A 22,552-nucleotide genomic window follows, 5' to 3' on the forward strand; every position below is an offset into this window, starting at 1 on the left:
TGGCCGGGCAAATGCACGGGGGACGATGGTCCGCAAAGAAGACCCTGGGCTCCTGGCGCGGCACGTTGGGGCAGTCTCCTTTGCACCTTAAGCCCGTTGCTGCGGCAATTCCATCACCTAGTTGTTCCTTCCAGAATGCATCTGAACCTACTCGATCGCGTCCCGGCTCGAATTCGGACGGCCGACGCCGTATGGACGGAGCCTGCATGATCCCTCTTTCTCTTCGGCGGATCGCCGTGATCGTCGGCGGACGTCTGTCCGATGTCCAGGATCCGGGGACGCTGGTCACGGCTCCGACGGCGGTCGACTCGCGCGACGTTCGCCGGGGCGGGCTGTTCGCGGCACTCGTTGGCGACCGCGCTGACGGACACGACTACGCTGCCCGCGCAATCGAGGCCGGTGCCGTCGCGGTGCTCGCGTCGAGACCCGTCGGGGTCCCGGCGGTCGTCGTCGCCGATGTCGCGGAGGCTCTGGCCTCGTTGGCCACCCATGTGCTGCAGCGGTTCGAAAAGCCGGTGGTCATCGGTGTGACGGGTTCATCAGGAAAGACGTCGACGAAGGACTTGCTGGCAAGCGTGATGCCGGTGCTCGGCCTCACGACGGTGAACGAGCGGTCGATGAACAACGAGCTCGGGTTGCCACTGACAGTGCTCCGTGCGGTGGAGGACACCCGCTACCTTGTTCTGGAAATGGGCGCTCGCCGTATCGGCGACATCGCCTGGCTCACGCGGATCGCCGCACCTAGGGTCGGGGTGGTCACCAACGTGGGAAGCGCTCACATAGGGGTGTTTGGCAGCCGGGAGGCGATCGCCTCGGCAAAGGGCGAGCTCGTCGAAGCCCTCCCGAGGGACGGCTTGGCCGTCCTCAACGCAGACGATCCCCTCGCGGCAGAGATGGCCACCCGGACGTCCGCCCGCATCATGACCTTTGGAGAAGGCGCGACGGCGGACGTGCGAGCCCAGGACGTCGCACTCGATGAACATGCTCGGGCCAGCTTCGTCCTTGCTTTCCGAGGCGCCACAGCGCCGGTGTCGTTGCCCCTCCATGGTCGTCACCACATCTCGAACGCGCTCGCCGCCGCCTCGGTCGCGTTGGGGCTCGGTGCAGAGCTCGCGCCGGTCGCTGCCGCGCTCTCGCAAGCGGCACCGGGCTCTCCGGGGCGTATGCAAGTCCGGGACCGGTCCGACGGGTTGCGGATCGTCGACGACACCTTCAACGCGAACCCCGATTCGGTGCACGCGGCCTTGCAGGCCCTTGCGTCGATGGCAGGCGGTCGACGCATGGTGGCAGTGCTCGGAGAGATGCGGGAACTCGGTGACCATGCCGTCCCCGGACACCAAAAGGTGGGCCGCGCGGTCGCGGACAACGGCGTTGACGTGCTGGTCGCCATAGGTACCGAGCACGCCGACGTTGTAGTACGCGAGACGCTCCGCCACGCCCCGCGTACCCGGATCCTGCGGGGCAAGAACGGTGAGGAAGCACTGGCACTTCTGCAGGAGGAGCTGGGACCAGGAGACATCGCCTTGTTCAAAGCAGCCCACGTAGCGGGATTCGGAGAGGTCGTCGGCCGGGTTCTCAGCGGCTGACTTCGAGAACTCCGAGGCGCTCTCGTGCGCTTCGCCGCTGACTGCTCGGCGGGGAAGGCGCTGCTTCGTGCCGGGTGACGGGGTGCGGTCGGTGGCGGTGGCGGCCGGCAGTTGCGCGGTCCACCGCTGCACCCGTCCCGAGACCGCGGAATCCCGTGAGTCGAAGACCCCTTGGGCCCCGAGCCGTGGATCGAACCGATTCCCTCACCGTGTGTGCCATCGGGGCCCTCTCCGTTTCCCCTCGCGAAGGAATTTCATGCACCGCACCGTATGCCTTCCGCGGCAGGAGCGGCCGGTCCCCTCCGGCACATCGGGAACGGTCCGCTAATGCACCAGGTTCTCATTGCCGGGCTCTTGGGCCTTCTGTTTTCACTGATCGGCACCCCGCTGCTCGTTCGCGTGCTCGCCGAGCGGGGATACGGCCAGATCATCCGCGATGGCGGCCCGAAGACACACCAGGGCAAAAAAGGCACGCCCACCATGGGTGGAGTCGCCTTCGTCCTGGCGACCCTCGTCGCCTACGCAGCCGCCAAACTGCTCACAGGCCCTTCCGTCACAGCATCGGGGGTGTTGGTCCTGTTCCTGATGGCAGGCCTCGGCCTGGTGGGATTTATCGACGACTACATAAAGATCGCCAAGGGGCGTTCGCTCGGCCTCAGGGCCAGGGCCAAACTCATCGGCCAGCTGCTGGTGGGCTTGACCTTCACGGTGCTGGCCCTGCAGTTCGGCGACGCACAGGGTCTCACCCCCGCGTCCACCCACATCTCCTTCGTCCGGGACTTCGGCTGGTCTCTCGGGCCCGTTCTCTTCCTCGCCTGGGGCTACCTCGTCATCTCCGGCACCTCGAACGGAGTGAACCTGACCGACGGACTCGACGGCCTGGCGGCCGGGGCAACGGCGATGGTGCTGGGGGCGTACGTCTTCATCGGGATCTGGCAGTACGACCACGCCTGTGCCACCGATGCCGTCGCCGGCTGCTATGAGGTCCGGGATCCGCTCGACCTCGCCGTGGTGGCGGCAGCGTTGCTGGGGTCCTGTTTCGGCTTCCTGTGGTGGAACACCCTGCCCGCAAAGGTGTTCATGGGCGATACCGGCGCATTCGCCCTGGGCGGAGCCCTCGCAGGTCTGGCCATCCTGACGCGCACCGAGCTCCTGCTGCCCCTCCTGGGTGGGCTTTTCGTCGTCATCACCTTCTCCGTCCTCTTGCAGGTCGGCTACTTCAAGATCTCCGGCGGGAGGCGGATCTTCCGTATGGCTCCCCTCCAGCACCATTTCGAGCTCAAGGGATGGGCCGAGGGGCTGGTCGTCGTCCGTTTCTGGATCTTCCAGGGACTCTGCGTTGCCATCGGAATGGGCGTCTTCTATGTCCTGTGAGCCTCCGTTCCGCAGCTCGCGCCCGGCGGCGGCACATGCATCCGGTCCGCCGGCCAGTGCGGCCTGCTGGATCCGCACGAGCCAGAGCATCCGATGACCGAGGACACCGTCTTCGACCTCGCGAGCATCACCGGGGTGGGCTCACCTCACGGGACGGCAACTGGACCGGCTCGCGCGGACGCGTACGTGGGGAACCGCTGGGAATGGACCGGCCGCGCCACGGGCCGCTGTCCCAGGACCTCGCCGCGCCCGCCGCCCCGAGAGAGCTGGACGAACACACGCTCACCCGCCTCAGAGCGGATTTTCACCCACAATGCGTCGATGTAGATGATCGGCCAGACCGCGTCCAGGGGCCGGTTTTGCCAGGTCACGAGGTCGTCGATCACGGCGTCGGTGACCTTGCTGATCAGGTCTGGGCTGACCTCGACCCCGTAGATCTGGGCGAGGTGGGAGCGGATGTCGCGCACGCTCATCCCGCGGGCGTAGAGCGAGAGGATCCGGTCGTTGAAACCGGCCAGCCGACGGGCGTTCTTCGGCACCAGACGCGGTTCGAACTCGCCGTTGCGGTCCAGCGGCACCGCCAGAGTCACCGCGCCGGCATCCGTCAGGACCGTCTTGGACGAGGACCCGTTACGGGAGTTCCCCGACCCGTGACCTGCAGGATCTCCCCGTTCGTAGTCGAGGTGTTCACTCATCTCGGCTTCCAGTGCCCGCTCCAGGACGGCCCGGGTGATCTCCGTCAGCAGCCCGCCCTCGCCCAGCAGGGCCGTCCCCGAGGCATCAGCCTTGTCGAGCAGCCGCTCGACCACCTCGTCGACCACCGTGTCTTCGGCCGCCGCCGAGGCGACGGGTTGTTCCGGCCGCGTATCGGCGGAAGTGGAGGGCCTGCCTGCCGAACGGGGTGCCAGGACCGCCCCCGGGGTACGGGTGCTGCGCACGGGGCGGCCGGTCGGCCGGGAGAGCGGACGGGCGCGGCTATCCAGCGGGGCGGGCGGGAGCGATGGCCACCGGCTCCGGGCCTCTCGCGGACGCGGGGGCCGCAGGGCGTCGCACTCTGGTGGCGACGCGGGACCAGATGGCCAGTACGAGGGGCAGCGCGAGGTAGCCGAAGCGGCCGGCGGGTGCGAGCAAGAAGGCCGCGCACAGGCCCAGGGCGAGTCGGTCTGCCGCGGCCACCAGCCCGGCGGGCGGGCGCAGGACGAGGGAGGCGGCGATGACGACGGCCCCGCACAGGAGCAGGCCCACGGCCGTGTACCAGCCCACGGGACCGAGGTCCGCGAGCAGCCGCCCCGGGAGCGGGCTCGCGGCCGGCGTCGCCACCGGGGCCCGGCCGGTGGGGAACGCGATCACCTGCTGGAACATCGCTCCGGGCGAAAGCAGGGCGGCGGGCAGGACCACGACGAGCGTGCCGGCCGATGTCACCACCGCGCAGCGGCGGGCGGATCGGGCGCCGGCGGTCGTGGCGAGGAGGGCCACCGCGACGGCGAGGGCGGGCCAGGCCGTCCATTTCAGTGAGCAGGCGGAGGCGAGCACCAGGCCCGCGGCCACCGGACGCCGGCGTGCCGCGAGGGCGAGCCCCAGGCAGCACAGTCCCGTGACCGGCAGGTCCACCCCGCTCACGCACAGGGGGAGGGCCACTACGGGGGAGGCGATCAGGACCGCCAGGGGCGTGAGTACGGCCGGCTCCGGCGCCGGGCCGTCGGTCCGACGGGACAGGACGCGGCGGGCCGCCCACAGACTCACCAGGAACACGGCCCCGCACCAGACGCGGGCGTCCCCGAGGACCCGGGCGGGGCCGACGTCTCCGAGCAGCGCGCGCGGCAGTCCGAACAGGGCCATGCCCGGCAGGTAGGGGTTGTAGTCGCCGACGTCATGCGGAGTGGACACGTAGGGAGTGAACCGGTGGAGCATCAGTTCCGCGGAGCGCTCGATCACCGAGACCTCGCTCTGGCCGCTGCCGGTCACCAACAGGTACAGCAGCGGCAGGACGACCGCGCCGGCCAGGGCGCAGGCGATGGCCGCGGTACGGGCACGGGCACGGGGGAGCAGGCAGGTGGAGATGGCCGCGGCCGTGTAGCCGACGGCTGCGCACGTACCCCAGACGCGGTGCGATGGCAGGGCCGAGGCCAGGGGGAAAGCGGCGGCCCAGACCGCGGCGAGCAACCAGCCGGCCACCTCGATCCGGCGGTGGCCGGCCCTGCGCAGGGCCCTGTCCATCGAGGAGGTCATGGCGCTGACCGGCGTCATCGTGGTGTCCTCCCGTGGTCCCTCGTGCTGCTTCGGCGCGGGCGCCCGGGGCCTGCGCGCCCTTCATCGCCTCGAGCCGAGGGATCGGCACAGATGCACGGCACGCTCTCCGCAGGGCCGAGCCGGCCCCGGGGCGGTCGGCCCTACTCGGATTTGATGCTGGTCAGGATGTCGAGGCGGGCTGCCCGTCGTGCGGGACCGGCGGCGGCCGCGCGGCCGACCACCGCTGCCGCGATGACGAAGAAGGCGAGGTTTCCCCAGGGGATGACGGGTGTCATGCCCGTGGCCGAAACGATGGCCCGGCCGAGGAAGGCGCCCAGGACCACTCCGAGGACGGCTCCGAAGGACGAGATCACCACGGATTCGATCCGCAAGATCCGTTTGACCGTTTTCCCGTCCATGCCGACGGCTCGCAGCAGCCCGATCTCACGTTGGCGTTCGAGCACCGAGATGGTCAGCGTGTTGACCACACCCACGATCGCGACGAGGAGGGTCATCGCGAAGATCCCGTTGAGGATGACGACGATCAGCGCAGGCCCTCCGGACCTCTGCCCCAGCGAGGTGCCGAAGACGGCCAGGCCGCTGACCATCGTGACGCCGATGCTCACCGTCGAGGCGGTGGCCGCGGTGCGCCTGGGATTGCGTGTGATGTTGTTGCAGGCGATCGTGCCGGTCACCACGTTGCGGCGGGTGAGCAGGGGGCGGACCAGGGCGACGGCCGGGCGGGCGAGGAGCGGGGTCAGGACGATCACGCCGATCAGGACGAGCACGGCGCCGATCGTCAGGATCCGTCCGCCGGCCGCGCTGCCGACGGCGGTCCCCGCCGCGACCGTCGCGGCGCCCAGGGCCGTGATGGTGCCGCCGGTTGCGCAGCGGACGACGAGGCTCCTGTGGGTCTCGGGTGCGTGGACGCTGCCCAGTGCGGCGACCGGTGGGATCCGCGTGGCACGGCGGGCGGGCAGCCAGGTGCCGAGCAGGGTGACGAGGAGGCCCATGCACAAGGGGCCCAGTATCGCGGCGGGTCCGATGACGAGCGGATCCTGGGGGATGTTGGTGCCCAGGAGGTTGAGCGCCTCCGGCATGCCGGCAGCGAACCCGATGCCGAGTGGCACACCGCAGACGGAGGCGGCCGTCCCGATCACCAGGGCCTCGGCGAGGATCGACTGCCTCACCTGCCGACGGGTGGCGCCGATGGCCCGGAGCAGTGCGAACTCGCGGGTACGTTGGCCCACGAGCATGTTGAACGTGGTGGTGATGATGAAGGCGCCGACGAACAGGGCGAGGCCGGAGCACGCCAGCAGCAGGTTCCGGGCAGGCTCAGTCCGGGTCTCCACGTCGGCCAACCGCTGCTTGAGCAGCGCGGTACCCGTCGAGACGTCGACTCCGGCGTGCTCGGGCACGGCCCGCTTGACCTGTGCCAGCAGCTCTTGGCCGGAGACACCCGGTGAGGGGTTCATGTCCATCCGGTTGAAATGCCCCGGCGTGACGAAGAAGTAGGTGTCGTAGGACGCGCTGTTCAAGAGGACGGGCGCACCGGGAGAGCTGTCGGCCGGCACGGTGTAGAGGCCCACGAGTTTCTGGCTGACCGGGTTCCGGTTCAGCCGCAGTGTGACCGTGTCTCCGAGACGGTACCCGGCTGCCCGGGCGGCGGTCCGGCTCATCGCGATCTCGTCCCGCCGGGTCGGGGCGTGGCCCTCGGTGATCGGGTATCCGGGGTCGCGGCCGTTCTCGTCCGGGGAGAAGCTGCCGACGTTCGAGAAGACATACCGGCCGTTCTTGGCCAACACCTCGCCCTGGGCACTGTTCGTGAGGCGGAGGGATCCGATGGCCGGGAGCGTTTCCAGCTTCTTGACCACGCTGGGGCCGAGCGCCTCGGCCGCTTCCGGTGAATTGGCGGTGACGACCACCGAGGCGTTCGCGACGCCCCGGTCCACCATGAGTTTTTCTCCGGCGATGACCGTGTTGCCGAAGATGAGGACCCCGCAGACGAAGGCGACTCCGAGGAGCGTGGCGAGGGCCGTGAGGGCGAAGCGGGCCCGTAGGGCGACGACGCTGCGAAGGGCGGTGCGGATCATGGCGGAGTCCTCGGTCCTCAGACGGCCCGGTCGGTGCCGAAGCGCTGCATCCGCGCCAGAACGGCATCGGCGGTGGGCCGGTGGAGCTCGTCGACGATCCGGCCGTCGGCGAGGAAGACCACACGGCCCGCGAAGGAGGCGGCGACCGGGTCGTGCGTGACCATCACGACGGTCTGGCCCAGCTCCCGGACCGAAGCGGACAGGAAGGCCAGGACCTCACCGCCGGAGCGTGAGTCCAGGTTCCCGGTGGGCTCGTCCGCGAAGACGATCTCGGGTCGCGAAGCCAGGGCCCGGGCACACGCCACACGCTGCTGCTGCCCACCGGAGAGCTGCGAGGGCCGGTGTCCGAGCCGGTCGGCCAGGCCCACGCTCGACACCACGGCGTCGAACCATTCCCGGTCGGGCGTACGGCCGGCGAGCTGGAGCGGAAGGAGGATGTTCTCCCGTGCGGTCAGGGTCGGCAGCAGGTTGAACGCTTGGAAGACGAACCCCAGCCTGTCGCGGCGGATCTTCGTCAGTGCCTCGTCGTCGAGGCCGCTCAGCTCCACCCCGCCGATCCGCACCGAACCGGACGAGATGGCGTCCAGCCCCGCCATGCAGTGCATGAGCGTCGACTTTCCGGAACCGGAAGGACCCATGATCGCGGTGAACTCACCGCTTCCGAACTCCACACCGACCCCGTCCAGGGCCGTGACCCGGGTCTCACCGTGGCCGTAGGTCTTGTACAGGCCGGTCGCGCTCGCCGCCGGACCGCTCCGCGCAGGCCCCCCGAAGGCGCCGGTCGAGGTCGACACGGGATGGGCGGCGTGGCTCATGAGCGGCCTCCGATGGCATGACGGTGGTGGGGGGCAGTGCAAGGCTCGCCGCACCGACCGGTTCCCGCCTCGCCTGATCGGTCCATGCGGCAGGGGATCTCCCGCCCGCCGATCGGCTCCCTTTCGGACTGTCCGCAGCCACCGGGCGTCGTACGGTGTCGGACCGGCCGGACACGCAGACGGTGAACACGAAGGGGAGGACCACCGGGCCGCCTTAGACGTTGTCTCATTTGGTGAGTCGGCGGTAGCGGATGAGGGTGCAGGCGATGCTGGTGAAGGCGAGGTAGTGCTCGGCCTTGCGTTCGTAGCGGCGGTGCAGTCGTCGGCAGCCGACCAGCCAGGACATGGTCCTTTCAATCACCCATCTGTGGCGGCCGAGCCGCTGTGAGGATTCAATGCCTCTGCGGGCGATGCGGTGCTTGATGCCGCGTCCGCGTAACCAGCGTCGCAGGTGGGCGTAGTCGTAGCCCTTGTCGGCGTGGAGCTTGCCGGGCTTGCGTCGTCGGCGTCCGCGGCGTGAGCGGATGGGTGGTATGCCGCGGACGAGGGGTTCGAGTGCCTGGCTGTCGTGCAGGTTGGCGCCCGAGATCGTGACGGACAGGGGGCAGACCGGTCCGCTCGGTGATCAAGTGGATCTTCGAGCCGAACTTGCCTCGATCAACAGGATTCGGACCTGTCAGATCCCCCTTTTCAGGGCCCTCATGTTCACCGAGTCGATCGCGCAGCGGGACCAGTCGAGCTCGCCGCGGGCGCCGAGTTCGTCGAGGACCAGGCGGTGGAGCTTGGCCCACACCCGGGCCTTGCTCCACTCGGAGAACCGTCGGTGAGCTGTCGCTCCCGACGGCCCGAACGATGCCGAAGGGACCTGCTGCCAGGTACAACCCGATGTCGCGACGAACACGATCGCGGCAAGCACCTCCCGGTCGCCGTGCCGGCGCCGACCACCGCCCCGCGGCCGCGACAGCGTCTCGGGCACCACCCGCTGGAACAGCTCCCACAACTCGTCCGGCACCAGCCGTTCAACGATCCCCACCATGGCCAACAGCACACCCGCGAAAGCCAAATGAGATGACGTCTTATGCGACTGTCTTCATCATCACCGCGTATACCGGTGAATCTGCGAAGGGCTGGTTCTCTCCGATCTTCCGGTACCCCCAGCCCTCGTACATTGCCTGGAGGCGGGGCCGCTTGGTGTCCACCGTGAGGACTGCCCACGCCTCGGGGCGGCCGCTGAGCAGCGCGTCGTGCAGGCGCGGACCCAAGCCTGTCTTTCGCCACTTCGGACGCACCATCAGCTCTGATACGGAGAATGTGGACGCCTTCGACGGCGGGGTCTCAAGGTGCCCATGCCACCACTCCCGTCCCGGTGTTGCCGGAGCACCGTAGGAGAACCCGACCGGTACGTCCCCATCCCAGGCGATGACGCAGGAGAAGGCGGTGTTGCCGCCCCAGTGGTCGACGAACCAGGGGAAGCGCTGCACGAACTCCTCGTGCCGGCGATCCGCGTACGCGTCCTCGTGTACGTCCAGGAGGGTCTGGCGGATGTCGCCGAGGTCGGTGTGGCTGTAGTGCCTTATTTCGGTGGTCACGCGGTGCTCCATCGGGTGCGGTATTGGTCTGCCCATTCCCGAGCCGCATGGGCGGACGGGGCGACGGTGAACAACGTACGGTGGAAGTCCCCGAGCATGGTGCGCAGGCGCCCAGGTAGCGGGTCGCCGGCCATCAGCTTGAAGGCCGCGCCAGTCGTCTCGCACGCCTGCTCGACCTCACCCTGGCGGAGTTGGGCGGCGGCGAGCCGGACCGTGGTCATCGACCGGTTTCGCCGCAGCCGCACGGACAGGAGGGCGAGTGCTTGGTGCGATGCGGCTTCGGCATGTGCCGGCTCGCCAAGGAGCTCGCGGACGATCGCGGTGAGCGCCGCGAGTTCAGCTGGCCCGTAGAAGCTGATCCATGCAGGGCGCGGGGTGGTCGGGTCGGCCTTCGTCAGGGCGGCTTCCGCGTGCCCAAGGGACCGCAGTGCGGGCTGTCGGTCCCCGCGAGAGGCGTGCCCGATGGCGGTCCGGGCGTGCGCGAGAGAGGAGCACAGGGGGTTGCGACGGGCGGCGGTGGTCGCCTGCGCGGCTTGGGATGCGGCGACACTCTCGCCGTACTCGTGGCGCTGGTGCGCGAGCATCGCGGTGGAATTCCAGACGCGCAGTTGTGCCGTGGAGTCCTGCGCCATACCTGCCATGCGCAGAGCCTCGCCCAGGTGCACACGGGCCCGGTCCAGTTGGCGGCCGTCGATGCAGGACCACGCTGCCGATGCCGTGTAGTGGGCAGCCACTGACAGAAGCCGCTGCCGGACGGTCTGCGAGACTGCGTTCCGCTGCAACCCGACCGCTTCTGCTGCCCCGGCGAGCGCAGCTCTCTCCAACGCGGCGTGTCCTCCCCGGGCCTGGTCGAGGGCAGTCAGAGCTGCCATCCCGTCACGGAGCCGGATCACATCTGACGTACCCACCGACCGGCAGCCCGCAACCCCCGGGACGGAGCCGACGACCACGCCAGTGGCGACAGTGCAGAAGGAGCGACGGAGCACAGAATCCTCCGGTGGTGCAGTAGCAGTGGGTGAGGCGAACCCTAGGTGGCCGATGTGGCATCCGAACACCCGCTCAAGGGCCACCCTGGTACGCCCGATTGGCCGCTTGGTGGCGCCGCTGACCAGGTTCCTCACGGTGCGGGTGAGACATCCCCCAGGCGACCGGTGATCTCCAGCAGAGCTGCATTCATCTGAGCTGCCAATTCGTCCTGCGTGAGTCCCCGCTCAGCCATCCGCGCCCGTAAGGCGGCGTTCTCCGTCATGAGACGAACGTAGCGAGAACATCGACCACAGACGAGCCAGTCAGGTGTTCCGACCGTAAAGTCTTCGGGTCGCATGCAGTCTCGATACCCGCCTTTTTTCCTGTCACGAGCGGGTTTGGCGCCGTTGACTGGTCATCGCACCCCCCAGCGCCGAGCTGACCGATTACAGCTCCGACCGCCACTCCGGGTGGCGGTAAATCGATCTTGCATCGCCGCGGCGTCGAACGCGCCGCGCGGCGGCTGCTGGCGTGGACCTGAGACGCGAACGTCACCTTCGGGAGGCCCTCATGCCGGACACTTTCGCCGCTTTCAGCACCCTCGTGCCGCCCGGGGCAGGGGCGGCAGCGACAGGCGCTGTGGCGGTGTACGCCATCGTCCCGTCCGAGGCCGACTCCGTACCGGTGCTGGACGAACTGCGGTCCTACGCCGCCGGGCAGGGATGGCACGTTCCGGCCGGCTGCGCGGCAGTGGACGTCGGCCCGCTCGGTGCCGACGTGAGCCGGTCGGGGTGGCTGCGGGTACGGCGTGCGGTCCGGGCCCAGGCGGTCACCGGGCTCGTCGTCCCCTGCTTCGCCCACATCGGCTACCGGTGGGCGGACTGGAACCGCGAGCGGACGTGGCTGCTGCGCCACGGCCTCTTCGCCGTCGCCACCGATCCGACCGAACTGGCCTCCGGAGTCTCCCAACTCACCAGAAGTGCACCATGAAACTACGCAAAGTCATGTCCGTAACCGGCCCGAAAGCCGAAATCATGACCTTTCACGCGCGCTCCACCACCCACGCCACCGGGCTCCCCGCCTACACGGAAACCCTCCCGGCTCTGCCGGAGTCCGTCGGCAGGGCCCGCCGCCTGGCCCGCCTCGCCGTCACCACCTGGAGCCTGGAAGCGCTGGCTGACGATGTCGGCCTGATCGCATCCGAACTCGCCACCAACGCCGTCCAGCACGCGAACGTGGCCAGCTTCCGCATCACGGTTATCCGGCTGGGCACCCACCGCGTGCGGGTCGCTGTCATAGACACCAAGAAGACGTTCGTCGCCATGCCTCCCGCCGCCGAACCCGACGCCGAGCAGGGCCGCGGCCTCTGCCTCGTCGCGGCCCTCGCCCACGCCACCGGCCAAGAGCCCCTCAACTGGGGCAAGCGCATGTGGGCCGAGGTCGAATGCGCATCCCCTTGCCCGTAGCCCCGCGGGCAAGTCCGCAGCCCTGCGTGGCCGTGAGCTGCATCCAGGCCGACTGCACGGCCCTTGCCGGCCCCGAAGCCCGCCGGCCTCCGCAGCTGACCCGTTCAGGAACTCGCCCTCCCGCTGAGGCCGCCATCCGCTTCCAGCGACTCCCAGTATTTCCAAGAGTGAAGGAAACCCCTCATGTTCATCGACATCCCGAGCGGCCTCGAAGCCGCTCTGATCGACCTCGCCCTCCCGGCGTGGAAGCTGGACGGGCCGGCCCTGGCGGCGTCCACCATGCAGGAGTACCGGACCGAGCTGACCGCCAGCCCACAGTTCGCGGAAACCGCCGCGACGCTGCGCCGCGCACTGACGGGGAAGGGCGGCGGATACGCCGTGCTGCGTCTGGGAAACCTGGCCAAGGCGCTGGGGGCCCGCGACGAGCTGTTCCTGCGGCTGGCGACGGGATTCGCGGCCGAGGTGGCCGCCCCCTTCTCGCCGTTCCCGCGGTGGCCCCTCTGGAAGGACATCGGGGTCAAGGCCGACAAGGACCCCGGCAAGTCCAGCGGCACCGGCTACAACGCGTTCCACATGGACCTGGTGAACGGGACCCTGCCCCCGGACTTCACCACACTCCTATGCCTCCGCCCCGACCCGCTGGGCGGAGGCGCCAGTATCCTCTCCGACGCCTACGCGGCGGTGGTCCGGCTGTCGCAGGACCACCGCGCCCTGCTGGATGAGTCGGCCTACCACTACGGGACCTTCTTCGACCTGTACGGGGTCGGCGAGGAGTACAAGCTGTTCCCGGTCCTGGACGGCGATCCGGGCGAGGGCTTCGTCCGGTTCACCGCCGCGATGCTGGAGAGGTCCGAACTCGGCCGGGGGTACGCCGACGCCGCTGGCGCGCTGGCCGAGGAGCTGGTGAAGGGGCAGGTCTCCGTCATGCTCCGGACCGGGGACTACCTCATCGTGAACCAGCGCCGCTTCCTGCATGGCCGCGAGGCTCTCCAGAGCGGACAGGAGAGTGTCCCGGCCGCAGAGCGCCGACTCCTGCTCCAGCTGTTCCTGCGCACGACGTCCGGCACCGGCCCGGCCGCTTGGCAGACCTCCCGGCGCCGGCGCCCCGACGGAGTCCCGCCCCTTGGGGCCCGCCGCCGTACGCGGCGCGGCCACGCGGGCAGGGCCCGGCCGGGCTAGATGCGGGAGTTGCGCACCGACTGCCACACGGCACCGGCCAGCGCCCGCGTCGCCCGCGGGACCGACAGATGCTCGTGCTCGCGGTACAGCGACCAGTTGTACTGGACGAGGGAGAGCTTGTTGGAGGACAGGGACCCCGCCTGGTGAGCCCGGTACACCGCGAGCGGCTCGGCCAGACCGCGGGCGTCGGTGCCGTCCCGCATGATCGACAGCCACAGGGCGTAGTCCTGGCGCTTGCGCATCTGCGGCATCAGCCTGGTGCCCAGGACGTTGCGGTCGTACATGGCGGTGAGAGCTCCGATGTGGTCGCGGACCAGCATCGCGGGGTAGTCCACGTGCGCCCGCGCACGGACCACGCGCCCGTTGGGGACCCAGTCGGTGCTCTCGCCGTCGTAGTCGGCGTCCATCTTGAAGTACGAGGTGAACGTCAGCGGCGCGGTGCCCTGGACCGCGAAGGCGAGCTGCTTCTCGGTCTTCTCCGGAAGCCACATGTCGTCGCTGTCGAGGAAGGCGATGTAGTCCCCGCGGGCCCGCTCGATCGCACGGTTGCGGGCCCGGCCGGCACCGCCCTGCTCGGGTGCCCGCTCGGGCAGGACGCGCTCGTCCTGCCGGGCGAACTCCGTGAGCAGGTCCATGGAGGCGTCGCAGGACTGGTCGTCGGTGACCAGCAGCTCCAGGTCGCTGTGGGTCTGGGTGAGCACCGACCGGACGGCCGCTCCGAGGGTCGCCGCCGAGTTGTAGACGGGCATCACGACAGACACCAGGGGCACAGCACTTCTCCTTGCCAGACCAGGAACGACCCCCCATTCAAGCACCGCAACCGAGCAGGAGCTGCCATGCAGATCGTTGTCGCTGGTCAGGGCTCGTAGGGCTCCCCCTGGCCGTACGCGCCGCAGAGGCCGGTCACCGCGTCGTCGGCTACGACGTCGACCTGGACCGCGTCCGGCGGCTCACCGCCGGCGACTCGTACGTGCAGGACGTGCCCTCCTCGCGGCTCCGCGCCGTGCTGGACGCCGGCGCCTACGCGGCGACCGCCGACGCAGCCGCGCTGGCCGGCTTCGACATCGCGGTGATCACCGTGCCGACCCCGCTGCGCGACGGCGTACCCGACCTGAGCTTCATCGAAGCCTGCGCCCGGACGCTCGGCGAACACCTTCGCCGCGGCGCGGCCGTCGTCCCGGAGTCCACTACCTGGCCCGGTACCACCGAGGAACTGCTGCTGCCGCTCCTGGAGGAGGCATCGGCCCTCAAGGCCCGGGTGGACTTCCTCGCAGGATTCAGTCCCGAGCGCATCGCCCCGGGCAACAAGAGGTGGCCGTTCGAGACGACGCCGAAGCTGGTGTCCGGCATCGACGCCGCATCACTCGATGTGATCAAGGGCTTCTACGACAGCATCTTCCACACCACGGTGCCGGTGTCCGGGCCCAAGGTCGCCGAGCTGGCCAAGCTGATCGAGAACACCTTCCGGCTCGTCAACATCTCCATGATCAACGAGCTGGCGACGCTGACCGGCCGCCTCGGCGTGAACATCTGGGAAGCGATCGACGCCGCCGCGACCAAACCGTTCGGCTTCACCCGGTTCACCCCGGGGCCGGGAGTCGGCGGACACTGCCTGCCCGTCGACCCGCTGTTCCTCGCCTGGAAGATCCGGGAAGAGCTCGGCGTCCCCTTCCGGTTCGCGGAACTCGCCCACGACGTGAACCGCCGCATGCCCGACTACGTCGTCCGGCGCGTCGCGCAGGCACTCGACCAGCGCGGCAAGACCCTCAGCGGATCCCGGATCCTGCTGCTCGGCCTGACCTACAAGATCAACGCCACCGACCTCCGCGAGTCACCCTCGACCCGTGTCGCCGAGCTCCTGATCAACCAAGGCGCCCAGGTCCGCGGCGCCGACCCCAACGTCCCGGACGCCGACCACGCCAGCCTCAACGTACCCCTGGTGAACGCGAGCGAGGAGGAGATCACGGCCTCCGACGCCGTCGTGCTCCTCATGGACCACGCCACCTTCGACCTCCCGATGATCGGCAAGCACGCGCCCTACGTCCTCGACTGCCGAAACCGCCTCTCCGGACCGCACGTAGAAACCCTCTGACTCCTCGAAACCCCGCCGGCCTGCCGCCGACCCTCCCCAGGAGTTCTCTTGCGCGACGAATGGGAACACGCCCACACGGACTACACCGTGCCCGCGCAGCGCCCCATGCCCGCCTCGCTGGCCGAATCCGAAAGCGACTGGCGCCACCACCTGGAACACTCCACCCCCAACGGCTGGCTGATCCGCCACTCCGCCATGACCGAAGCACTCCTCAGCGGACAGCCGCTTCACCTGCTGCACACCACCAAGGACATCGACGCCATCCGCACCAGCCGACAACTGCACGTCTCCACCGGATGCCTCGTCGGAGCCCTCTACTGCTCACCCCTCGCCACCCAGCGCCACGGGCTGCGCCCCCACAACCTCGGCGCCTACCTGGTGGAGACCAAGCCCTCCACCAAACCCCTGGTCTTCGAGGTCACCCCGGACGCCCCGATACAGCCCAAAGGCATCGACTACCTGCACCTCGGCGCCATCCACCTGCGTACCTACCTGCGCTACCAAAGCTTCCTCACCCCCGCCGAGAACGACCAGCTCGACCGCGCCGTCCTGACCGGGCTGCGCTCCGCAGGAGCCTTCCTCGACACCGCCCTGCGCAACGCCGCCGGACACACCACACCCGCACCGGCGTTCATCGACATGCTCTCCGACGCCGTCGCGGGCGTCCCGTTCCTCGGCTACCTGTACTTCGAGGTTCTGTCCGAATACCTGATGCTCCACTCCGCCACCCCGGAGACCAAGAACTACGCCCAGGCGGGGGAGCTGAACAACCGGCTCTACAAACGCCTCGCCTTCGCCGCCGTGGACAGCATGGGCCGGCTCTTCGACCTGGCCCGCTTCGGCCCACGCCACCACCAGCTCCTCCAGCTCATCGAAGACATCGAACCGGCCCTCGGCCCAGGAGCCTCCGAGTACGTACGGCGCCGGCTGTCCCACCTCCTCGCCCGGACCGCGCTGCACCCGTCCCAGGACGCGGCATCGGTCACCTTCCAGGGCGCCGACCTCAACACGCTCCAGAAAGCCGCCCCCGGGCTGATCGGCCAGATGGTCTTCCGCGAGATCCGGTACATGGACCGCTACCGGCACCTCTACCACTGCTTCGAGAAGTCCAAGGCCCTTGAGGCGTGGGACTACTGGAACAGCGAGGGAATCCCAACCCCCTTCAACGGGATCCTCCCCAAGGGAGAGATCGGCATCAACCCCGTATACCCCCGATCGTCGATCAAGGTATGGGCAGCAGAAAGGGACGAAAAGGGCTACCTGCATCCGACCCAGGAGGTCCTGGCCGACTTCACGCCGCACCTCGCGCCGTGGTGGGCGCCGCCCCGTCAGAGGAAGGGAGTCTCCCCATGACCACCAAGGTCCTGAACGTCCTCACCGGCATCAACCGCGCTTCCGGACCGTCGTCCGGAAGCATGATCCTCGTCCACGACCTCTACGGCGCGATGCCGGAACTGCACACGACCTTCCTCGGCAGGACCCCGGTCGAGCAGCCGTGGGCGACCTCCTTTGACCACCTGATCACCCTCTCAACGCCGAAGCGACCTCAGGGCCCGGACTTCGACCGCTACCTCGACGAGCTGACACGCGAGGTGGGCGGCCTCATCGAGAAGATCCAGCCCGACACGATCCACGCCCAGTACGTCGGACTCGCCCTGAGCCTCGCCTTCGCCCGGACAGCCGGCAACACCCCGATCATCGCCATCGCCCACGGCCCCGACGTAATGGCAGCCGAGCTCAGCCCGCGGGAACGCGAGACCCTGAAGGAAGTCGCGGCTGCAAGCGCCGCGATCGTCGCCCCGACCGCCGCCCTCGCCGACCGCATCGACCGCCTCACCGGACGACGGTTCACCGACCGGCTCACCGTCATCCCCTGGGGGATCCCCCTGCACGATGCCCACGTACACGATCAGCGGCCTGCCGGCACCAGAGGCCTGGCTCTGGTGCACGCCGGCCGTCTGGGCGAGAACAAGTCCACGATCACCGCCATTGAAGCCCTCACCCTCACCCATCAGCCGCACCACCTGACCGTGATCGGCCACGGAACCCTCCGGGAGCAGCTGGAACAACGGGCCACCGAACTCGGGCTGCGGGACCGCATCCGCTTCGAGCCGTTCCTGCCCCGCGCCGAACTCTTCAGCCGCCTGCCGAACTTCGACGCCTTCGTCTTCACCACCACGGGCTTGGAGGCGTTCGGACTCGTCCTCATCGAGGCCCAAGCCCACGGGCTCCCGGTCGTCTACTCCGACCTCCCCGGTGTCAAGAAAGTCCTCGGGGGCGGTGGAGTCCCCTGCACCCCCGGCGATCCGCGCTCGCTGGCAACGGCCCTGGACGAGTTGGGCCGGGACGCCCCCAGACGCAAGGCCCTGGCCAAGGAAGCCCTCCGCAACGCGCGCCGATACGACATCGCGACGACCGGCCGCCAGCTTCACGCACTGACGCTCCGCGTGATGAGGGATTCGGTCGGCCCACAGGTAGACGGGATCGCATTAGGGACAGGCCAGGCGTCGCGGAATCCACAGCTCAAGGCGTGAACGACGGACCGTCAAGCGCCGGGGATCGATCGGATTGCCGTGCACGCCGCGACCACGGCCGCCCCCATACGCAGGCGCGCTCCTCAACGCCAACGGGATGCATCGTGCCCCACACGAGCGTCCTTACCCAGGGTCGGGATACCCGCCGGCTCCTTGGCTACGCCCGCGTACACGCGCACCTCAACGTGTTCTTCATCGGGAGTCCGCGGCAGCCGGCACGGGCCGCTCGACAGGAACAGGCCGTCGTCTTGGTCAGCAGCCCGTCGGCCAGGTGGACGTCGTCGGGGTCCAGGACGGCCAGCTGCAGGAACTCGAAGATGTCGTCCGCGCTCGTGGCGCGGCTGAGGGCTCTACCGGCGATGGTGGTTCGGTGACATCGGCCTGGGTGACTGGTGGGCGTCTGCTGGTCGAGGTTCGGCGTCGGTGTGGATGGTGACGTACCCGGTGGCGGCGGGCAGTCGCTGCGATCAGCCACACCCGCTGCCGGACCGGGTCATGCCGAAGCAGCTGTCCCGGTGCGCCAGCAGCGCGCTCCCTCCAAGGTTAGGGGGCGAGTACGGCGACCGTTCCTGTCTTCCCGCACGCCATTGCGAAAGCGGGGAGGCCGCCCCCGTGAGGTGCTGTCGGAGGCGGCCAGGTGTGCGCTGGAGGAGGGAGCGGTTGCTACCAGCGCGGAGCGGGCAGTGGCGCGGTGGCGAGGGTGGGGATGGTCCACTTCTGAGGGCTGCTCTGGTTGCAGTCCCACAGTTGCAGCTGGGTGCCGCCTTGCATGTCAGAGGCATCGACGCAGCGCCCTGAGGCGGGATTGTAGATGCTGCCGTCGGCGCGGGGCAGGAACTGCTGTGCGGGGTGATCGTGGCAGCCGACGATCTGGATGCGGGTTCCGTTGCCGGTGCCGGCATTGGCTGCGTCCATGCACAGGTTCTGGTTGCGGATGGTGCCGTCACCGCGGATGGCGAACTGCTGGGCGTCACCGCCGTTGATCTCGTTGCATTCCCAGAGCTGGATGCGTCCGGTGTTGCGGTCGGCGCAGATGTTGGTGCCGTTGGTCAGCTTGATCTTGCCGGTGGAGCCCGGGGCTGTGGGGGCAGCTGCGAAGGGGTAGACGGCGAGGTTGCTGATGCCGCCGGTCAGGCCCTGGTGGTAGAAGTCGGCGGATCCGCGTTCCTTGTAGCGGCCCATGACGAGGGGACCCACCGGTGCGGCACCGAGCGAGACGGTGTGGTGGCCGGTGCTGGCCAGGGTGCCGTTGACGTACAGGCTCATCAGCCCGGTGGCCGCGTTGTAGGTGGCGGTCACATGCTGCCAGGCATCGGGTGTGTACGTAGCGGCGCTGTTCACGGCCTTGTTGGCCCAGTCGTAGCCGGCGGTGTCGCTGTCGCCGCGGGCTATCGCGAACTGCCACATCTTGGAGTCCGGGTCGGCGAAGATCGCGAAGGAGCTGTTGCGGTTGTTGTCCTGGCTCACGACGGCGCCGCTCGGGCCCGGCTTGATCCACGTTGTGAGGGTGAAGCTGTCGCGGGTGTCGATGACGGACGTGCCCGTGGTGATGGTCGACTGGCGTCCGGCGAACGCGGCGTAGGTCGTGCTACGGCCCTCGATGGTGGCGGTGGGCCAGGTGATGTTCGTGGCGGTGGCCGGGAAGGCCCCGACTTCACTGGGCACGAGGTTGCCACTCTGGCCGTTCAGCTTCCACTGCGCGGTGGGCACTGAACCTCTGGTCATGTCGATCCAGGGGCCGAGGTCGTCCGTACGCACGGAGAGGGCGCCCGTGCGGGTTTCTGCGGGAGCGGCGCCGAGGCAGCCGCCCTGCCAGGACTTGCTGTTGATTGCGATCAGCTCGTTGGCCGCGTTGAGCAGCGGTCCGCCGGTGTCGCCCTGACAGATGGTGTCGGTGCCCTTGCCGGTGATGGCCAGAGTAGTGGTGTCCGAGGTGTTGACGGTGAAGACGCCACTGTGGGGCTTGCCGGGCACCCAGTCGGACTTCGTCCGTCCGTAGCCCACTGCCGTCAGGTCCGTGCCGGCCGCCGGGACGGACGTACCGATCTTGGCCTTGGTGGCTCCCTTGGCCGGGAGCGAGAGCCGGGCCAGGACCAGGTCCCGGTCCTCGCGCGGTTCGAGCGCGGTCACCGTGAAGGTCTGGCCACCCGCCAGAGCGACGGTGGCCTTCATCCCGGGCTGCCCTGCGGGGACCTGCTGTCCGGCGGTGGTGGCGAAACAGCTGGCAGCGGTAGCTATCCACCATTCGTCAATGAGTACGCCGGTGCACGCGCGGGAGTTCGCCTCGTCGCCGATGGCGAGCTTGACGACGGCGTCCTGCAGGCCCGTGGGCACCTCGGAGCCAGTGACGGCCTGGGCGGCACCAGCACTCAGGAAGCCGGCTGCCAACACTGAGGCAAGCAGGGGCGCAGCCCACGCAGTGCGTGAACTCTTTTCAGACATGATGATCCTTTGAGATACGCGAAAGAGAAAACGCAGTCGGGCAGGACGGATTTCGCCTTGCCGGTACGGCTCCAGGCCTCGCCCGGAAATCTGAGTGCCGAACCACGACGCCAGAACTTGCCCGGTTCAATCGCCCGACGGTTTCAAGCGGTGTAAACGACCCTGCGGCCGAGTTGCCGCCACCAGTGGCCCCACAGCCAGAGTGCTTAGCCTGCGACGCGGAGTTCAATGTGAGTGGAAACAGTTCCGTTGGCACCAGCCTCGCCGTATCCGGTGAACCCATCGGAGGAGCGGAAGCCAAGGCCGCCGCCCGGATCGCTCTCGCGGGAACGCCCGAGAGCCTCCACGAGTTCATCACCACAGGCCAGCACACAGCCCGCCTCAAGGACGATCTGGCCACCAACCACACCGACCAGATCAACCGGCTCCTGGCCGAAGGCGACATCATCGTCGCCAAGGCCCAGCAAAACCGCTGGATCGCAGCCGAAGCCGCAGCCAAGGCCGTCCAGGCAACAGTTGACGCCCAAAAGGCAGCCCAGCAGGCCGCAGACTCCGCACGCCAGGCACAGACCGCAGCCAACGACGCCAGGACGTCCGCCGACAAGGCCGCCAACAGCGCCGCCGAAGCCCAGAAGTCAGCGGCCACAGCCCGCAGCGCCGCCGACCGAGCCAACCAGGATGCCTCCGACGCCGAGAACTCCGCCGCCCAGGCCGAATTCTCAGCCTCCTACGCCCGCCAGTCCGCCAAGAAGGCCAACGACTCCGCCGAACAAGCTCGCCAGTCAGCCCTCGCCGCCGGCAAGAGCCGCGACGAAGCCAACGCCATGGCCAAGGACGCCTGGACCGCTGTCCGAACCCTGGTCGAGAAGGAGATCGCCGAGGCGCTCCGCCAGGCAGAGGAGGAACGCAAGCAGCAAGAAGAAGCGAAGCCAAAGCCCAAGCGAATCTGCCGCCCCTTCGCCAGCCGCGAGTCCATGATCCCGATCCTGGCCTGCGCCGCAGACCCGGAACACTCCACGATCGAAGTCGGGCAGAACGACCCCTTCCTCACCGCAGCGGTCTGGGAGCTTTCGGGCCTAAATGACATCAAGGCGTGCATCAAGGACCCCGGCACAGTGGACTGCATTGTGGCCGGACTCAGCTCCTTGCCCTGGGGCAGGGCCAAGGTCCTCCTCAAAATCGATGACGGTGTCGAAGCCCTCAAGCACATGCGCGCCACCAGGCGCGCGGTCGAATGCCTCACCTCGAACACGGCTCACAGCTTCCCCGCCGGCACACGGGTTCTAATGGCCGCAGGGACGACCCTGCCCATCGAAGAGATCCGAGTCGGTGATCAGGTCACGGCGACCGACCCGGCCACCGGAGAAACCGGGTCCCGTACCGTCAGCCGCGCGATCCGTACCCCTGACGACCGGAACTTCACCGACGTCACCCTTGCCGACGGCTCTTCCGTTACCTCGACGGATAGTCACCCGTATTGGGTGGAGAGCCGTAAACGATGGGTAGATGCTCGCGATCTCCGCGTAGGCGATGAGCTTCGCACCCCAGTGGGTGGCGCTGTTCTGGTCAGCCAGGTCAGCGACCGGACCGGACTCGAAACCGCTTACGACCTAACTGTCGACGATCTCCACACCTATTACATTGCTGCTGGCGCTTCCGGCGCCCTTGTCCACAATAGTGACCTACCGCGTCCTCCTTGCTCGACGAAGACCCCTAAGCTTTTTGATAAGTTGGTCACCCGTGGCGATAGTGGTCCCACGCAAGGATCCGCACCCCCGGCGGGGAAGAAATTGTTAACCTGCCTCAGGAATTGGAACTGTTGAGTAGTGGGCGGCAGGATAAGTGGTTTACGCTTGCCAATGAATACTTGCGTCGTACAGGTAGTCCAGACTTTCCCGACCGGCCGCACGTGGGGTATGGGAAGTTGCAGTATGCGTCATCCGATCATGTTGAGACAAAATATGCGGCATGGGTGTGCGAAACAGACCATCGAGGAGATGTGATGGTCGTCATCAACAATAAAGATGGCGTGTGTGGGGACAGTAAGCCAGCCTCGCAGACGTGTGTAAATGCGGTGCGGGCCATGCTCTACGACGATCAGGCCATGATCGTGTACTATCCTGAGAACCCCAATGGAGTCCGCCTGCAGGGAACGCTGAAGAGAAAATGATGAGACTTAAGATCCTG

18 protein-coding genes and 2 pseudogenes are annotated in these 22,552 nt (G+C 68.4%); 10 read left to right on the forward strand and 10 right to left on the reverse strand.

The annotated features are described in order from the left end of the window. Nucleotides 1-206: 206 nt before the first annotated feature. Both murF and mraY read left to right on the forward strand, forming a co-directional pair. On the forward strand, nt 207-1,586 hold the full coding sequence (gene murF / locus ABZW32_RS19260) for a UDP-N-acetylmuramoyl-tripeptide--D-alanyl-D-alanine ligase (protein WP_356217400.1): 1,380 nt from the start codon (nt 207-209) through the stop codon (nt 1,584-1,586). Between the two features lie 327 nt (nt 1,587-1,913). After that, nucleotides 1,914-2,960, forward strand: coding sequence for a phospho-N-acetylmuramoyl-pentapeptide-transferase (gene mraY, locus ABZW32_RS19265; protein ID WP_356217402.1), 1,047 nt, complete (start codon nt 1,914-1,916; stop codon nt 2,958-2,960). Between the two features lie 296 nt (nt 2,961-3,256). On the opposite strand, the pseudogene ABZW32_RS19270 reads toward mraY, so the two are convergent. The 8 genes and pseudogenes from ABZW32_RS19270 to ABZW32_RS19305 all read right to left on the reverse strand — a co-directional run. Next, a pseudogene (locus ABZW32_RS19270) lies at nt 3,257-3,781 on the reverse strand (transposase); the annotation flags it as partial. A gap of 154 nt (nt 3,782-3,935) precedes the next feature. Continuing rightward, nucleotides 3,936-5,207: a glycosyltransferase family 87 protein gene (locus ABZW32_RS19275; RefSeq protein WP_356217404.1), complete on the reverse strand. Its 1,272-nt coding sequence runs from the start codon at nt 5,205-5,207 to the stop codon at nt 3,936-3,938. Nucleotides 5,208-5,350: 143 nt separating this feature from the next. Then, complete coding sequence (locus tag ABZW32_RS19280) at nt 5,351-7,282, reverse strand: FtsX-like permease family protein (RefSeq protein WP_356217405.1); 1,932 nt, start codon at nt 7,280-7,282, stop codon at nt 5,351-5,353. A 17-nt stretch (nt 7,283-7,299) separates the two neighbouring features. Further along, nucleotides 7,300-8,097, reverse strand: a complete 798-nt coding sequence (locus tag ABZW32_RS19285) for an ABC transporter ATP-binding protein (RefSeq protein WP_356217407.1) — start codon at nt 8,095-8,097, stop codon at nt 7,300-7,302. A 226-nt stretch (nt 8,098-8,323) separates the two neighbouring features. Continuing rightward, nucleotides 8,324-9,133: pseudogene (locus ABZW32_RS19290) on the reverse strand (IS5 family transposase). 40 nt (nt 9,134-9,173) lie between these two features. Continuing rightward, on the reverse strand, nt 9,174-9,698 hold the full coding sequence (locus ABZW32_RS19295) for a GNAT family N-acetyltransferase (protein WP_356217409.1): 525 nt from the start codon (nt 9,696-9,698) through the stop codon (nt 9,174-9,176). After that, complete coding sequence (locus ABZW32_RS19300) at nt 9,683-10,558, reverse strand: hypothetical protein (RefSeq protein WP_356217411.1); 876 nt, start codon at nt 10,556-10,558, stop codon at nt 9,683-9,685. Before ABZW32_RS19300 ends, ABZW32_RS19295 begins: the two co-directional genes overlap by 16 nt. A gap of 245 nt (nt 10,559-10,803) precedes the next feature. Next, complete coding sequence (locus tag ABZW32_RS19305; protein ID WP_356217412.1) at nt 10,804-10,935, reverse strand: hypothetical protein; 132 nt, start codon at nt 10,933-10,935, stop codon at nt 10,804-10,806. A gap of 287 nt (nt 10,936-11,222) precedes the next feature. Here ABZW32_RS19305 and ABZW32_RS19310 point away from each other — a divergent pair, with 287 nt between their 5' ends. The 3 genes from ABZW32_RS19310 to ABZW32_RS19320 all read left to right on the forward strand — a co-directional run bounded on the left by ABZW32_RS19310 (nt 11,223) and on the right by ABZW32_RS19320 (nt 13,297). Next, complete coding sequence (locus ABZW32_RS19310) at nt 11,223-11,642, forward strand: hypothetical protein (RefSeq protein ID WP_356217414.1); 420 nt, start codon at nt 11,223-11,225, stop codon at nt 11,640-11,642. A 44-nt stretch (nt 11,643-11,686) separates the two neighbouring features. Next, nucleotides 11,687-12,118 carry an ATP-binding protein gene (locus tag ABZW32_RS19315; protein WP_356217415.1) on the forward strand — a complete coding sequence of 144 codons (432 nt, stop codon included), beginning with the start codon at nt 11,687-11,689 and terminating at the stop codon, nt 12,116-12,118. A 183-nt stretch (nt 12,119-12,301) separates the two neighbouring features. Then, nucleotides 12,302-13,297, forward strand: a complete 996-nt coding sequence (locus ABZW32_RS19320; RefSeq protein ID WP_356217416.1) for a TauD/TfdA family dioxygenase — start codon at nt 12,302-12,304, stop codon at nt 13,295-13,297. Here the strand turns inward: ABZW32_RS19320 and ABZW32_RS19325 are convergent. Continuing rightward, complete coding sequence (locus tag ABZW32_RS19325; protein WP_356217418.1) at nt 13,294-14,067, reverse strand: glycosyltransferase family 2 protein; 774 nt, start codon at nt 14,065-14,067, stop codon at nt 13,294-13,296. The two genes, ABZW32_RS19320 and ABZW32_RS19325, sit on opposite strands and share 4 nt — an antisense overlap. Nucleotides 14,068-14,174: 107 nt before the next feature. Here ABZW32_RS19325 and ABZW32_RS19330 point away from each other — a divergent pair, with 107 nt between their 5' ends. From ABZW32_RS19330 to ABZW32_RS19340, 3 genes are read left to right on the forward strand one after another with little or no spacing between them, the layout of a single operon-like run. Further along, complete coding sequence (locus tag ABZW32_RS19330) at nt 14,175-15,389, forward strand: nucleotide sugar dehydrogenase (RefSeq protein WP_356217458.1); 1,215 nt, start codon at nt 14,175-14,177, stop codon at nt 15,387-15,389. Between the two features lie 48 nt (nt 15,390-15,437). Then, entirely contained in the window at nt 15,438-16,742 is a 1,305-nt protein-coding gene (locus tag ABZW32_RS19335; RefSeq protein ID WP_356217420.1) for a hypothetical protein, read from the forward strand. Then, on the forward strand, nt 16,739-17,923 hold the full coding sequence (locus tag ABZW32_RS19340) for a glycosyltransferase family 4 protein (RefSeq protein WP_356217422.1): 1,185 nt from the start codon (nt 16,739-16,741) through the stop codon (nt 17,921-17,923). Before ABZW32_RS19335 ends, ABZW32_RS19340 begins: the two co-directional genes overlap by 4 nt. A 663-nt stretch (nt 17,924-18,586) precedes the next feature. Here the strand turns inward: ABZW32_RS19340 and ABZW32_RS19345 are convergent. Beyond that, nucleotides 18,587-20,365 (reverse strand): ricin-type beta-trefoil lectin domain protein, encoded by a 1,779-nt coding sequence (locus ABZW32_RS19345; protein WP_356217423.1) that lies wholly within the window; start codon nt 20,363-20,365, stop codon nt 18,587-18,589. Nucleotides 20,366-20,595: 230 nt separating this feature from the next. On the opposite strand from ABZW32_RS19345, the gene ABZW32_RS19350 reads away from it, so the two are divergent. Together ABZW32_RS19350 and ABZW32_RS19355 are read left to right on the forward strand one after the other, a co-directional pair. Further along, nucleotides 20,596-22,188, forward strand: coding sequence for a polymorphic toxin-type HINT domain-containing protein (locus ABZW32_RS19350; protein WP_356217425.1), 1,593 nt, complete (start codon nt 20,596-20,598; stop codon nt 22,186-22,188). Continuing rightward, nucleotides 22,185-22,535, forward strand: coding sequence for a DddA-like double-stranded DNA deaminase toxin (locus tag ABZW32_RS19355; protein WP_356217460.1), 351 nt, complete (start codon nt 22,185-22,187; stop codon nt 22,533-22,535). The genes ABZW32_RS19350 and ABZW32_RS19355 overlap by 4 nt, the downstream gene beginning before the upstream one ends. The last annotated feature ends 17 nt before the right edge of the window (nt 22,536-22,552 follow it).

The organism is Streptomyces sp. NPDC004667 (assembly GCF_040609475.1).
In the GTDB taxonomy this organism is placed as follows: Bacteria; Actinomycetota; Actinomycetes; order Streptomycetales; family Streptomycetaceae; genus Streptomyces.